This is a genomic window from Halomonas sp. DP5Y7-2, from assembly GCF_019802025.1.
Lineage (GTDB): Bacteria > Pseudomonadota > Gammaproteobacteria > Pseudomonadales > Halomonadaceae > Halomonas > Halomonas litopenaei_A.
The window spans coordinates 310563-322961 of sequence record NZ_JAHVHY010000001.1 but is presented as its reverse complement, the minus strand read 5'-3'; the positions used below and the strand labels follow the sequence as shown (position 1 = coordinate 322961).

Genomic DNA, 12399 nt, shown 5'->3' with positions numbered 1-12399 from the left:
AACATTAACTGCCTGGTCAATGAGAGCCCCGTAAACCTGAGCCTCGTCAATAGCGCCCGCCCTGGTTCGGGGTCGCTTGTACGGGGCCAGCGACAGCTCATCCTTCTCCCACGACGGCGCGTCCCAGTCTCGTGACAGCACGTCCTTGCGAGTGGCCAGAAGAGCCGTCATGCCGCGCGCGCCGCGCACGGTGGCTGTGAATATCATGTCTCTGCGCGTGAGCGGCGCAGCAATAGCCAGTTGGAGAGCCTCCATGCCCTTGCTGTCCATCGACAATTTGTCTGTCGCCCTAGGGGGCCATAGCGTATTGGAGGGCATCGACCTGAGTGTCGATCGCGGCGAAATCGTGACCCTGGTGGGCCCTAATGGCTCCGGCAAGTCGACTCTGTTGCGCGCCATCATCGGTGCAGTAAGGCCATCGCAGGGGCGTGTGACCCGGGAAGCTGGGCTGGTCATCGGCTATGTACCACAGCGGTTGGCCATCGACCCGACGCTGCCGTTGACCGTGTTTCGCTTTCTTAATCTGCCGCGCCGGCATTCGCGTCAGGCGCTGGCTCAGGCGCTGGTGCAGGCGGGAGTGCCGGAGCTCGGGCAACAGCAGGTCGCGGACCTGTCAGGAGGCCAGTTTCAGCGAATCTTGCTGGCGCGAGCCCTGCTGGAAAAGCCTGACCTGCTGTTGCTTGATGAAGCGACTCGTGGCCTCGACCACCGCGGCACCGCGGACTTTTATCGGCAGATCGCCAAGGTTCGCAGCGAGCTTGGATGTGCGGTAATGATGGTCAGCCATGAACTGCATGTGGTCATGCGGGCGTCGGACAGAGTGGTGTGTCTCAATGGCCACGTGTGCTGCCAGGGCACCCCTGAACGCGTGCTCGCATCACCGGTTTACCGCCAGCTGTTTGGCCCTGACACCAGTGATGCGCTGGCGTTTTATCGGCATTCGCATCCACAGCCGTCGTCTTCCCAGTGCCTGGCCCCAGAGGACGCGGGGGCCGAGGCGCCGCCGACCACTCCAGCGAAGGCGGCAAACGACAGGCTGATGGAGGCGTCTCGCTGATGTTTGACGATTTTCTTGTGCGAGCCGTGTTGGCCGGTCTGGGGGTTGCCCTGGCGGCTGCACCGCTCGGGTGCTTTGTTGTCTGGCGACGAATGGCGTATTTCGGCGACGCGACGGCGCATGCTGCGATTCTTGGGGTGGCTCTGTCGTTGCTGCTGTCCACGTCCATGTTGGCGGGCGTACTGGCCGTTTCGCTGCTGATGGCGGTGGTGGTCTCTCAGCTGAGTGGACGGGGCTACGCCATGGACACTCTGCTCGGCGTCATGGCGCATTCGGCGTTGGCCTTTGGGCTGGTCGCGGTGTCCTTTGTGTCGGGTGTGCGCATCGACCTGATGGCGTATCTGTTCGGCGATATCCTTGCGGTGGGCAAGAGCGACCTGATGATCATCGCCGCTGGCGCGATTCTGGTGGTTAGCCTGGTGGGATGGCGCTGGTCGGCGCTGTTGACCGCCACGCTGGACGAAGATCTCGCCAGGGCCAGTGGTATTGACCCGCGGCGGGAGCAGCTGGTGCTGACGCTGTCGCTGGCGGTGGTGGTCGCGGTGGCACTGAAGGTGGTGGGAGTGCTGCTGATTGCGGCGCTGCTGATCATTCCGGCTGCGGCCGCGCGCCCGCTGTGTCGCACCCCGGAAGCCATGGCGCTGGTGGCGGCGAGCATTGGCGCCTGTTCGACCACTGGCGGGCTCCAGGCCGCCTATTGGCTGGATACGCCGACAGGGCCCACCATTGTCAGTCTTGCTGCGCTTATATTCGTTGTGACCAGCGTGGTGGGGCGTGTTTGCTATTCCCGGTCTAGGGCCGTGGATCCCGAGTGACGACGGCTCCAGGACGACGGCTCTCACACTGCAGCGCACGCTTGGTGGTTGACCAAGCGTGCGCTGCAGCATGTGCGCTGGGTGCTTAAACGTCGTTGCCCAGGGTCTTGAGTTGCTCGGGGCTCAAGGCCAGGTCGTCATTGCGGTTGACGCCGATGCCCTGGTCGATGATGGTGCGCGCGATCTCCTGAGCCTCTTCGAGGGAATGCATCAGGTAGGTGCCGCACTGGTGCTCGTTGAGCTCAGGAATATCTTCCATGCGCTTCACGTTGAGCACGTCGTTCATGGCCGCCTGCCAGGCGTCGGCGACGGCTTGCTCGCTGGGGCTGCCCAGCAGGCTCATGTAGAAACCGGTGCGGCAGCCCATCGGCGAAATATCGATGATCTCGACGCTGTCGCCGTTCAGGTGCTGGCGCATGAAGCCGGCAAACAGGTGCTCCAGGGTATGAATGCCCTTTTCCCCCATCATGCTCTCGTTCGGCCGGTTGAAGCGCAGGTCGAACACCGTGATGGTGTCGCCCGAAGGCGAGCGCATGGTCTTGGCCACGCGCACTGCCGGGGCATTCATGATGGTGTGGTCAACGGTAAAGCTGTCGAGAAGTGGCATGTTGGCTCCTGCAGATATAACGCAAGGGCACGACGTCGCGCGTCGCGCCCATTGCAAGCATGATGCTCAGGCCTCCTGGGGGAGCGTGGCGCAAGCCAGGCGCTCGAGGCGCAGTGCCTGTTCGCGGCGCTGAGCGTTGTGGTCGGGAGCCTGACATTGTTCTTCGAGCAGGGCAATGGCTTCTTGCACTGGCATGCTGCCAAGGTCGCTGCCGTCGCGCAGGCGCACCGTGACCTTGCCCTCGGCGGCTTCGCGATTGCCGACAATCAGCAGGTACGGGATCCGGCTCAAGGTCTGCTCCCGGATCTTGTAGCCGATCTTCTCGTTGCGCACGTCGGCATTCGCCCGTATCCCTGCTCCCTTCAAGGCATCTGTCAGTAGCTCAGCGTAGTCCCGCTGGGCCTCGGTAATCGACATGACCACGGCCTGCTGTGGCATCAGCCAGGCGGGAAGCTTGCCCGCGTGATGTTCGATCAGGATGCCGATGAAGCGCTCGAGCGAGCCAAACAGGGCTCGATGGAGCATGACGGGCCGCTGTCGTTGGCCCTGCTCATCTACGTAGTCGATGCCAAATCGCTCGGGCAGGTTCATGTCGACCTGCAGGGTTCCGCACTGCCAGTCGCGGCCGATGGCATCGCGCAGCACGAACTCCAGCTTGGGTCCGTAGAAGGCTCCTTCGCCCGGGTTGAGAGTGTAGTCCAGCGCCATGGCGTCGAGGGCTGTCGTCAATGCTTGTTCAAGGCGATCCCAGACAGCATCGCTGCCCATGCGGTTGTCGGGGCGGGTCGACAGCTTGATGTGGACGTCATCGAAGCCGAACTCCCGATAGATATCCAGCACCAGCGCGACCACCTGCTGACACTCCTCGTTTATCTGCTCCGGCGTGCAGTAAATGTGGGCGTCGTCCTGGGTGAAGTGGCGCACCCGCAGCAGGCCATGCAAGGCACCGGATGGCTCGTACCGGTGTACCTTGCCGAATTCACCCATGCGAATGGGCAGGTCACGGTAGCTCTTCAGTCCGTGGCGATAGAGCAGCACGCTGCCGGGGCAGTTCATCGGCTTCAGCGCAAGATCCCGTCCGTCCTCGGTCTGGGTGGTGAACATGTGGTCCTGATAGTTCTGCCAGTGCCCGGAGGTTTCCCACAGACTGCGGTCCATCATGTCGGGTGTGTTGACCTCGACATAGCCGCTACTGGCCTGGCGGCGACGCATGTAGGCGATCAATGTCTGCAGCACCTGCCATCCGCCTGGGTGCCAGAACACCGCACCGGGCGCTTCTTCCTGGAAGTGGAAAAGCCCGAGCTGGCGTCCCAGGCGCCGATGATCACGACGCTCGGCTTCCTCAAGACGCTGGACATAGGCCTTGAGTGCCTTGCGGTCCGCCCAGGCGGTGCCGTAAATCCGCTGTAGTTGGGCGTTGCGAGCGTCACCGCGCCAGTAGGCACCCGACAGCTTGGTCAGCGCGAAGTGCTTGAGAAACCGGGTATTGGGAACATGGGGGCCACGGCACATGTCCACGTATTCCTGGTGGAGGTAGAGGCCCAGGGTGGCTTCCTGCGGCATCTCCTCGATCAGGTGAAGCTTGTAGCTTTCGCCGCGCTCGCGAAAGATCTCTATGGCCTGGTCGCGGGGCAGGCGGCGCTTGATGACGTCGTAGTTCTGCGCGATCAGTGACGTCATGCGTTCAGCGATGGCTTGCAGGTCATCAGGGGTGAAGGGCCGTTCGTGGGCGATGTCATAGTAGAAGCCGTCTTCGATGACTGGCCCGATCACCATCTGGGCGTCTGGGTAGAGCTGTTTGACCGCGTGCCCCAGCAGGTGCGCGCAGGAGTGGCGCAGGATATCGAGCCCTTCGGGATCGCTGGGGGTGATCACCTGGACCCGGGCATCCCGGTCGATGGGGTCGCAGGCATCCACTAGCACGTCGTTGACGCGCCCGGCCAGGGTTTGCCGAGCAAGCCCCGGACCGATAGCGGCGGCGATATCTGCGACGGTGGTAGGCGAAGGCAGTGTGAGCTCGCGCTCATCCGGCAGTGTGATGGTGACGTGCGGGGCGGCCGCGGGGGCGCTGTCATTCATGTCGGTTCTCACGATGAAACGTCGTGGCGGTAGAGAAGCTCGGGTTCAGATCGCGCCAGCGCGGTGACCCAGGAGGAGGCTGAGAAGGCATGGGGGCGGCCTGTGGGTGGCCTGTGGGTGGCATAGGACTGGCCCCAGAGGACATCACGCTTGCTCTCGCCAATTCCACTGGCTACGAGCCACGGCGTCATGGGCATGCAGGCTTTCTGCGTGCACCACCTTCAGGTAAAAACCGTCGATACCGGGCTGGTCCCGCAGGACCTGGTGCACGCGACGAGCGGCATCCTCGCAGAACATCAGGTTCTGTCCGTTAGCGAGGGCAAAGGCCTGCTCGTCAACCCGTTTGACGGCGGTCTGCAGGGCAGTGCCGAGGGTCTTTTCCACCCGATCGACGATGGTCTCCAGCGGCAGTTCCGCAAGCTCTGTCGACAGGCGCAGCGACAGGTGCGCCTGACTGCGCTGGCTATGGGGGGTGGCCAGGATGCCTTGCTCACTGCCGAGCCAGGCGTGTACCGCCTCTCGGGTGACGGGGGTATCGGTGAAGTCTTCATCGAACGCCTGCTGAATCAACTGGCGTGCCAGCGCCGCCGAGCAGGGGCAGGTCGATGAATAGCCGATGCTGACGTCGAGCACGGCGCTGACCTGGTCACTGGCGCTACGTCGCATGCGCAGCGCGAAGGGATAGGTCTTCCACCCTGACAGCGGGCTGATCAAGGCGGGGCGTCGCAGCAAGGCCTCGCCCTCCAGGTCCAGATAGGCCTGCTGCGAGAGCTGCTGGTGGCTGTCCAGAAAGTTGTTGAGGACGTCGTTGACGCGGGGCAACGTCAGCGGCACGTCCTCAAGCTCAGCCAGTGCCAGGTACAGGCGTGACATGTGGATGCCGCGAACCGCGGGATCATCAAGGCTGACACCGGCCGATGCGCGGCCCGCAATGGTCTTGCCGGCGACCTGCAGTGGCAGGGCGATGCCCTCCATGCCGACCCAGTCCAGGGGAACTGAGTGAGTTGCAGGGGCGGCGGCGATATCTTCCAGAGGGTGCGATGTCATAGAAAACTCAATGTGTGACTAGGTGGCGTGGGCCTTGGCCTCGTGCATCTGCGGGTGGTGCAGCTGGGCTAGCTATCGAAGTAGGTGAACAGCTGCGTCACCGTATCGGCGGCCACACCACTGGTGATGAATACAAAGCGAGACACGCCGTCCGGACAGGCGTCTGGCGGCAACGGGACGGGAGGGTGAAAGATATGCTGGACGCCATGCAGCGCCAGCGGCTGGTCTCGGTTGGCCACGTTAACGATGGCCTTGATCCGCAGCATTCTGTCGCCCAGCAGGCTCAGCAGAAGATCCAGCCAGTCCTCCAGCACTTCGGCTGCAATCGGCGTCTCGACAGTGAAGCAGAACGAGCGAATCTGCTCGCCGTGGCGGCTTACGGGAGCGTCGTTGGAGACGCTGAGCATGGGCGTCGGCGCGGCGCTGGCGCCAGTCCCGACAGAGACGCTGGAGAACGAGCTGACCTGTAGATAGGCGCCGGCCCCGAGCCAGCCCTGAGCCTGCGGCGCATCCTTGGCCGACGCTGGCAGACGCCGGGCGGTGAGGCGTGCAGCATCGATTTCGCCATTAAGGACCTCGATCTGCTCGGCGGCAGGGTTGATCTCGGCCAGCTGCCTCGATAGATCGTTCAGGCGTGTCCCACCCACCAGATCGGTCTTGGTCAGCAGCAGGCAGTCAGCGACCGCAGCCTGGCGCTGTGACTCGCCATGGGCATGAAGGGTAGAGAGACCATTGGCTGCATCGACCAGGCAAACAACGCCGTCCAGACGGAAGCGCTGGGCCAGCCAGTGATCGGTCATCAAGGTCTGGAGAATCGGCGCAGGATCGGCAAGCCCGGTAGTCTCGATGATCATTCGGGACACCGGGCGCGCCTCGCGTTGGTTCAGCTGCTCCACGGCTTGCTGCACGCTGCGACTGAGGTCGCCGCGAATCGTGCAGCACAGACAGCCACTGCTCATTTCGACGACGGTGTGCTCATCGCCCTCTGCCACCAGCCGGTGATCCAGGCCGATGTCACCGAACTCGTTGATCACCACCAGCGCATCGCTCATGGCCGGCTGGCGCACCAGATGATTGAGCAGTGTCGTCTTGCCGCTGCCAAGAAAGCCGGTCAGCACGGTCACCGGGATAGGTTCGGCATTCTGCATGGTTTACTTCCAGGCGGGGAAGGGGTCGGGCAGCGTTGCCCAGGCGTCCTTGCCCTCCAGCAGCAATGACTCGCTGATCAGGCAGTCATCCAGCGCTTGGCGGATACGCGCTTCGTCGAGGTTCTGGCCGATGAAGACCAGCTCCTGTCGCATGTCGCCGAAGGGCTCTTCCCAGCGTTCCAGGATGGAGGCGCGATAGTCGGGGTCTTCGGGCCAGTTGATCTCAGGGATCGCCTTCCAGAACATGCCGGCAAAGCCGTAGTGGGCGATACCCCCAGCCTGGCTCCACTGGCCGGCAAAGGTCGGCCGCGTGGCCAGCCAGAAGAACCCCTTGGAGCGCAATAGCTTGCCGCCAAACCAGTTGCTGTGCAGCAGCTCGAAGAAGCGCTGTGGATGGAAAGGACGTCGTGCGTGGTAGGCAAAGCTGGAGATGCCGTATTCCTCGGTCTCTGGCACGTGCTCGCCGCGCAGTTCCTTGAGCCATCCCGGCGCTTGCTGGGCCCGCTCGAAGCTGAAGCGCCCGGTATCCAGCACCTTGTCCAGGGATACCTTGCCATGGGCGATGGGCAGCAATTCGGCCTCGGGGTTGAGGGCGCGCAGCACGCTCGTCAGCTCTTCAAGTTCGGCCTGGCCAAGAAGGTCAGTCTTGCTGATCAGCAGCACATCGCAGAATTCGATCTGGTCGACCAGCAGGTCGGCCACATTGCGCTCGTCGTCTTCTCCCAGGCTTTCCCCGGCCTCTGCCAGGGATTGGGCCTCGCGATACTGGCTGAGGAAGTTGGCGCCATCGACCACGGTCACCAGAGTATCCAGGCGGGCGACCTCGGACAGGCTACGACCTTGCTCGTCGGCGAAGGTGAACGTTTCGGCGACGGGGAGTGGTTCGGAAATGCCGGTGGACTCGATCACCAGCGTGTCGAAGCGCCCTTCCTCGGCCAGTCGTCGTACTTCGATCAGCAGATCCTCGCGCAGCGTGCAGCAGATGCAGCCGTTGCTCATCTCTACCAGCTGTTCTTCGGCCCGGTTGAGAGTGACCTCGCCTGCCTGGTCTGGTGCACCCCTGACCAGGGCCGCGTCGATATTGACCTCACTCATGTCATTGACGATGACCGCCACTCGGCGACCTTCGCGATTGGCCAGGATATGGTTGAGCAGGGTGGTCTTGCCGGCGCCGAGAAAGCCGGACAGAACGGTCACCGGAAGGGGGGCGGCTGAGGGGGTCATGCGCTTTCTCCTCGCATCTTGCGATAGTGGTGTTCCCGTTGCTCCTGGCGTTCCTTGGCCTCAAGGGTCAGCTTGGCGGTAGGGCGCAGCAGCAGCCTGGGGATGCCGATGGGTTCGCCGGTTTCGATGCAGTAGCCGTAGTCTCCGGCATCGATCCGGCGAATGGCTGAGTCGATATTGGCGATCAGGCGGGTTTCGCGATCGGCCTGACGCAGCTGCAGCCTCAGCTCCTCTTCAAAGGCGGCCTGGTCAAGTTCGTCGCTATCCCGCTCGTGGGACGCCATATTGGTCCGTATTTCCCTCAGGTGGGCCTCGATCTGGGCCCTCTCCGACAGCAGCCGCTGGCGGAAAAATGCGAGCTGCTCTTCATTCATGTAGTCGTCGTCCGACATGGCCAGAAGACGGGTCTCTTCAGGAGACGACATCGCGGTGTTCTCCAGCGATAGGGGTGAATCACGGTGTGTTGGCAGCACGCGTTGGCTTGGCTTGCGTCGTGATCACTGGCTGATCATCTGTACCGACCGCCAGGCGTTGACGCCACGGTGTGGATTCGAGCTACCACAGCTCGTCGCGCCCAAGTCGTGGGTGCAAAGTTATAACATAACAAAAAGAGGTTGCGAAGCAGGGCCGAGACGGTCGAAGTACACATGAGGGGCAAAGACGGATAGCGCGATGCTTAGTGTGGTGTTTAGCGCGAGATGGAGGAGAGGGGGAGGCGAGAGGGGGGCGAGAGGGAAGCGAGAGGGAGGCGATAGGGAGGCGCCCCCCCCGCTACACCAGGCACCCTGAGAGGTTAAAAGGACTCGCTATGGAGGCGAGCGGCGGGGACGCCGTAGCTGATGAGATCATCGGTCAAGTTCGCTACGAAAGCAGAGGGGCCGCACACAAGATAGTGTGTTTCGGGATGACCAGCGGTCTCGAGCACGGCAGTGGCGCTGAGGCGTCCAGCAACGTGGAAGTCATGTCCGAGGCGATCTTCCGGGGCCGGCTGACTGTAGAAGATGCGCTGGTGTAAGTGGGCATGACGAGCCACCAGTTCGTTGACTTCCTGGCGCAGGGGATGTTGATTGCCTCGGCGAGCTCCGTGAAGGTACCAGGCGGGGCGTCCTTGTCTGGCCGCCGCGTGAAGCATGGCGACCATAGGGGTGAGACCAATACCCGCACTGATCAATGCCACCGGTGTCTCTTTGTCAGGCAACACGAAGTCGCCGGAGGGCCTGCCTGCCTTGATGATTGCTCCTTCGCCAATGACGTCGTGCAGGTAGCGTGATACCAGGCCGTAGGCCTCGCGCTTGATACTGAGACGGTAGTGTTGGCTATCGGCAGGATCACCTGACAGCGAGTAGCTACGCGAGGTGGTGCCAAGCTGTCCTGGAACCTGCATGTCCACGTTGAGGTGCTGGCCTGCGGTGGCCGGTAGTAGGGGATGTTGATCGACAGGTGCGAGGTAGAAGGAGGTGACGTCCTTGCTCTCGCGTACCTTGCGCTTGATCGTGAGGTCTCGTGTGTGTTGAAGATCTCGCTGCCAGCGAAGTGACAGCACATGGCGGCGTTCCAGTATGCGTTCGATAGTGACGTGTATAAATCGTCTGGCTTGTGGGTCGGAGGACGCCCCCGGGCTCCAGTCGATTCGTGCGGTGCCACTGATGTGCAGCAGGCTGCCTTGGTTGAAGTCCACGAAGACCAGACCCACCCGTGGATCCTTGAGCAGATTGCCGATGGTGTTGAAGAAGTTGTTACCCGCATAGTCCGGAATGACCAGCTCTTGCTCGCTCTCTACCTTGACGAAGCCCGGCGCGCCCCCACGATGCGAAGCGTCGAAGCCGTTGTGACGTGCTTCGGAGTGATCGTGATGGCCAGACCCCATAAACATCGTGTCGGCGCGTTCAATCCAGTGAATGTGGTCGCGTGTCAGCTGGCTGAAGCGCTTGAGCGTGCCCGGCGCGTCGGCTTGGGTACGCGATAGTGTGCGCTGTTGAATGTACTGGGGGCAGTTGCCAAAGGACTGCTGAACGTCGATGACGTAGCCATCGGAGGACCGTGAAATTCGCCCGTTGAAGCGATTCCTGCGTCGGCTGGCGAGATCGATGCCCAGCACTCCCACATCACCGCCTGAGAATAAGCGCTCGGCTAGCGGATCACTCGGCTCTGGCTCGGTACGGAGGCTCAGCTGATAGGGCGTGGGAGAGTGCAGAAATCCGTCGGCCCCCTCCAGCACAGTGACCCAGGTACGACCGTTCAGGTCGCTACCTGCCATGACCAGAAAGGGCAGAGCAGTGTGGAAATCTCGATGCTGGTCGGGCAGAAAGTCTCGAATAAAACCGCCTGCCCAACTGGCAACGTCGCCGACACCCGCACGATGCTGGGCCTCGCGTTCGCCCTGATGAAAGGGAGTGGTGGGCACTTGCGTCATGGATATCCTCGCAGGATCTTGGAGGGGAACTGATTGATGGAACTGTATTTAGGGTCGTCGATGAGCTCTGAAATATGACGGTTTGGCCGGGCGCAGCTCTGGCGCCACCACCGGTGACGATGCCATGGCCACGAAGCCAGGCAGTGCGCGCACGCGCTGCAGCCACGTATGCACGCTCGGATAAGGCCTCAAGTCGACGCCGCCTTCTGGGGCATGGGCGATATAGCTGAAGAGCGCTACGTCTGCGAGCGTCGGTCGCCCAGTGGCGAGCCATGCTCGAGTGGATAGGTGAGTGTCCAGGATACCTAGCAGGTCGTGAGCCTTTTCTACTGCTGCCGAGTGATCCAGCGGGACATCGAATACCTTGACGAGGCGAGCGGCGCAGGGGCCTGCAAACAGGTTGTCGGCAGCAATGGTCAGCCAACGCTGCACTTCGGCCGCGTCCTTGGGTGAGGCGGGAAGCCAGTCGCTGTCCGCTGCATAGTTCTTGACCAGATAAACGAGAATGGCGTTGCTGTCCGAGAGTGTATAGCCGTTGTCGTCGATGGCCGGGACGAGACCGAAGGGGCTGATCGCCAGGAATTCGGGTGCTTTGTGCGCGCGATTGGCCATATCAAGATCGACTGTCCGATAGGGCAACCCGAGCAAAGAGAGCATTAGCTCTACCCGGTGGCAGTGACCAGACTTTGGCGTGCGGTATAGGGTGATGGGGTGCGACATGATGGGTGCCTGCTGTGGAAGTGTGAGCTTAAGCCTCGGTAATGACGAGCATTGGACGGCCACTGTGGCGGGCCTCACTGCTTGATGAGCTTATCTCTCTTCGTTTAATGAATTAATATGGAAAAAAAGAAAGGCACTATTTTATGAAATGGAGGTAATCCGCGAATGGATCGGCTGCAAAGCCTAAAGGTCTTCATTGCGGTGGCAGAAGCCGAGAGCTTCGCGGAAGCCGCTCGCCGACTTGGCATGAGTGCGCCCTCGGTGACGCGAGGGGTGAATGCCCTTGAGGCTCGTCTAGGTACGCGGTTACTGATCCGCACCACCCGTCGAGTGCGATTGACAGAAGTAGGTCGCGCCTATCTGGAGGATGCCCGTCACGTGCTGGCGCAGCTGCAGGCCGCTGACGATGCTGCTTCCGGCGCGGCCATTCGTCCGCTCGGCGAGTTGCGACTCACCTGTCCCAATGAGTTCGGCCGGCGATATATGACGCCCATGCTGGTGGACTTTCTCGACGCCTATCCGGATGTGTCAGTGGATGTCGTGATGCTCGACCGAGTGGTCAATATGGTGGAAGAGGGCTTTGATGTGGCACTACGTATCGGTCCTCTTCCGTCATCAGAACTGGTCGCAGTCAGGGTGGGGGACGTGCGACGAGTGATCTGTGCAGCACCTGATTATCTAGAGCGCTGGGGCGAGCCTCAAAAGCCTCAAGAGCTAAAGGATCATCGCATTGCCGCGGTCTCTGCCTTGAGTCCAATCGTCGAATGGCGCTTTGGACGTGACGAAAAGGACACCGTGAGGATAAGTCCTCGGCTACGTCTGAGTAGCGTGGCTGCGGGGATCGAGGCAGCGTGTCACGGCTGGGGGCTGACGCGTGTGCTGTCGTATCAGATCGCGGATGAGCTGGCCTCGGGCCGTCTGCGCGTGGTGCTGCAGGATCACGAGCCCGCTCCTTGGCCGATTCATCTGGTGCATGTCGAGGGCCGGCGTGCGCCAGCGAAGGTGCGTAGCTTCGTGGATTTTGCCCGCGATCGCCTGCGTGCTCGTTTGGCAGACATGCTGGAGTGAGCGTGGCCGCAGCCGCCCTGCGGATAGTCTGACGATTGCAGCCCATTGCAATGAGACTGGCATGCGGGCTTCTGGTGTCGTCACCGATGAGTTACCGGGCCAACCAAAGCCCAATGATCACTGCGATGGCGACGGTGAGGAAGAAAATGCGGTTGCGCTGACGCGTATCACGACGGGGCTTGGAGGACACGTGGAATACCTGGCTGATGAAAGCGAATGAC

The 12399-nt window shown here is 62.0% G+C and carries 12 protein-coding genes; 4 read left to right on the top strand and 8 right to left on the bottom strand.

Annotation, left to right across the window (positions count from 1 at the left end):
• Positions 1-253: 253 nt before the first annotated feature.
• Together KUW18_RS01350 and KUW18_RS01345 are read left to right on the top strand one after the other, a co-directional pair.
• Positions 254-1057: a metal ABC transporter ATP-binding protein gene (locus tag KUW18_RS01350; protein ID WP_222560624.1), complete on the top strand. Its 804-nt coding sequence runs from the start codon at positions 254-256 to the stop codon at positions 1055-1057.
• Positions 1057-1872, top strand: coding sequence for a metal ABC transporter permease (locus KUW18_RS01345; protein WP_222560623.1), 816 nt, complete (start codon positions 1057-1059; stop codon positions 1870-1872). The genes KUW18_RS01350 and KUW18_RS01345 overlap by 1 nt, the downstream gene beginning before the upstream one ends.
• Positions 1873-1957: 85 nt before the next feature.
• Here the strand turns inward: KUW18_RS01345 and luxS are convergent, their stop codons facing one another.
• The 8 genes from luxS to KUW18_RS01305 all read right to left on the bottom strand — a co-directional run bounded on the left by luxS (position 1958) and on the right by KUW18_RS01305 (position 11110).
• Entirely contained in the window at positions 1958-2479 is a 522-nt protein-coding gene (gene luxS / locus KUW18_RS01340; RefSeq protein WP_222161836.1) for an S-ribosylhomocysteine lyase, read from the bottom strand.
• 66 nt (positions 2480-2545) lie between these two features.
• The gene (gene thrS, locus KUW18_RS01335) at positions 2546-4558 is read right to left on the bottom strand and encodes a threonine--tRNA ligase (protein WP_222560622.1); all 2013 of its coding nucleotides are present in this window, start codon (positions 4556-4558) and stop codon (positions 2546-2548) included.
• Positions 4559-4702: 144 nt separating this feature from the next.
• On the bottom strand, positions 4703-5605 hold the full coding sequence (gene folE2, locus KUW18_RS01330) for a GTP cyclohydrolase FolE2 (RefSeq protein ID WP_222483643.1): 903 nt from the start codon (positions 5603-5605) through the stop codon (positions 4703-4705).
• A gap of 68 nt (positions 5606-5673) precedes the next feature.
• Positions 5674-6753 carry a CobW family GTP-binding protein gene (locus KUW18_RS01325; RefSeq protein WP_222483645.1) on the bottom strand — a complete coding sequence of 360 codons (1080 nt, stop codon included), beginning with the start codon at positions 6751-6753 and terminating at the stop codon, positions 5674-5676.
• Positions 6754-6756: 3 nt separating this feature from the next.
• Positions 6757-7977 carry a zinc metallochaperone GTPase ZigA gene (gene zigA, locus KUW18_RS01320; RefSeq protein ID WP_222560621.1) on the bottom strand — a complete coding sequence of 407 codons (1221 nt, stop codon included), beginning with the start codon at positions 7975-7977 and terminating at the stop codon, positions 6757-6759.
• Positions 7974-8402, bottom strand: a complete 429-nt coding sequence (locus KUW18_RS01315; protein ID WP_206943045.1) for a TraR/DksA family transcriptional regulator — start codon at positions 8400-8402, stop codon at positions 7974-7976. The genes zigA and KUW18_RS01315 overlap by 4 nt, the downstream gene beginning before the upstream one ends.
• Positions 8403-8770: 368 nt before the next feature.
• Positions 8771-10390, bottom strand: coding sequence for a pyridoxamine 5'-phosphate oxidase family protein (locus KUW18_RS01310; protein WP_222560620.1), 1620 nt, complete (start codon positions 10388-10390; stop codon positions 8771-8773).
• 48 nt (positions 10391-10438) lie between these two features.
• Positions 10439-11110 carry a glutathione S-transferase family protein gene (locus KUW18_RS01305; protein ID WP_222560619.1) on the bottom strand — a complete coding sequence of 224 codons (672 nt, stop codon included), beginning with the start codon at positions 11108-11110 and terminating at the stop codon, positions 10439-10441.
• A 165-nt stretch (positions 11111-11275) separates the two neighbouring features.
• On the opposite strand from KUW18_RS01305, the gene KUW18_RS01300 reads away from it, so the two are divergent.
• Together KUW18_RS01300 and KUW18_RS01295 are read left to right on the top strand one after the other, a co-directional pair.
• Positions 11276-12178: a LysR family transcriptional regulator gene (locus tag KUW18_RS01300; RefSeq protein ID WP_222483653.1), complete on the top strand. Its 903-nt coding sequence runs from the start codon at positions 11276-11278 to the stop codon at positions 12176-12178.
• Positions 12179-12239: 61 nt separating this feature from the next.
• Complete coding sequence (locus tag KUW18_RS01295; RefSeq protein WP_222237298.1) at positions 12240-12398, top strand: hypothetical protein; 159 nt, start codon at positions 12240-12242, stop codon at positions 12396-12398.
• Position 12399: the final 1 nt, after the last annotated feature.